Annotated in this window: 2 protein-coding genes; one reads left to right on the top strand and one right to left on the bottom strand. The window is 57.6% G+C overall.

Annotated features, from left to right (window positions below; translation table 11 throughout):
• On the bottom strand, positions 1 to 445 hold a 445-nt coding region (locus tag A3730_RS19145), incomplete at its 3' end, for a MaoC family dehydratase (protein WP_063538702.1).
• Positions 446 to 750: 305 nt separating this feature from the next.
• On the opposite strand from A3730_RS19145, the gene A3730_RS19140 reads away from it, so the two are divergent.
• Positions 751 to 1,317 (top strand): TetR family transcriptional regulator (locus tag A3730_RS19140; RefSeq protein ID WP_063538700.1); only part of this gene is annotated, 567 nt, incomplete at its 3' end.

Here is a 1,317-nt window from a genome sequence, read left to right as displayed (position 1 = left end):
ACCATTCCGCAATCAAGGCGGGCTTTTCCTGCCCTTCGATCTCGACTTGCACACCGTGGCGAAGTTGCCATTCATTATCGGAGCGCTGTTTGACTTCCAGCAGGGTGAACGAGCCGCGTATCTTGCTGCCTTCGCGCACCGGGTTCATGAAGCGCACTTTGTCGAAGCCGTAGTTGATGCCCATGACCTGGCCCTTGATGGTGGGCAGTACATCGATGGCCATGGCCGACAGCAGTGACAAAGACAAAAAGCCGTGGGCGATGGTGGCACCGAAAGGGCTTTCCTTGGCGGCCCGCTCCGGGTCGGTGTGGATCCACTGGGGGTCTTCGGTCAACTCGGCAAAGCCATCAATGCGTTGCTGATCGACGGTGCGCCACTGGGATTCGCCAACGTTTTTACCAACGTTTGCCTGCAGATCGTCGAGGCTGATTTGCGGTTTGCTCATGGTGCTCTCCCGTTGCTGGCCCGGACAATGCCCACCGAGGCCAAATTTCAAAACGTTATTTTAAAAAGAGTCAGTATGCGAGCGGCGTAATCAGCCGTAAAGGGTCAAAAGCGCCATCTAGGGCGGGAAATCCGTCACGGCTTGCTGTGCGGTCAATGGTGCGCTTCGGAACTTGTGTCAGACTTCGGCCGCAAACCGTCCCGGGAGCTGAAAAGCAAAGAGAAAGCCGGTTGCAGGGCGCCCCAAGTCAGCATGCCCGGAGGGTGAAGGGCGCATAAAGGTTAAGGGTGAGAGGAAGGAAGCGTATGGCGAATCCGAATGAAGCACTGGTAAACGAACCCCGTGAAGCGATTCTTGACGCGGCGGCGTTGTGTTTTATGGAGCGGGGGTTCAATGCGACCAGCATTGACGATATTGCCCGTCGCCTTTCTGCCACCAAGGGGATGGTGTACCACTATTTCAGCTCCAAGGCCGAGCTGTTCTTCGAGATCCATCATCGCGCCATGGATGCCCTGTTTGAAGAACTGGAGCCGGTGGCAGCATCCGACCTGCCTGCCCCAGAGCGGTTTACGGAAATGGCGCGCCGCTATGTGCATACCCTGATTCGTACCCAGCCTTATCAGCGCACTGTCTCGGAAGCGGTGCAAATGGTCTTGCGTAACAGCACCACTGCCGAGCAGCGGGATCAGCTAACCGATTTGCAGTCCCGCCGTAGCCAGTGTGAGGCGATGTTCATGGCGGTGCTGGAAGAGGGGATGAGTAACGGCACGATGCAGGCCAGCCGCCCCAGGGTGTCGATCAAGCCGGTATTCGGGGCAATGAACTCGGTGATCAACTGGTACCACCATCGCGAAGGGGAAACGGCCGAGCAG

Source organism: Alcanivorax sp. HI0044, from assembly GCF_001634945.1.
Note: the sequence above shows the minus strand (reverse complement) of the source record. Positions and strands in the feature narration are given on the sequence as shown.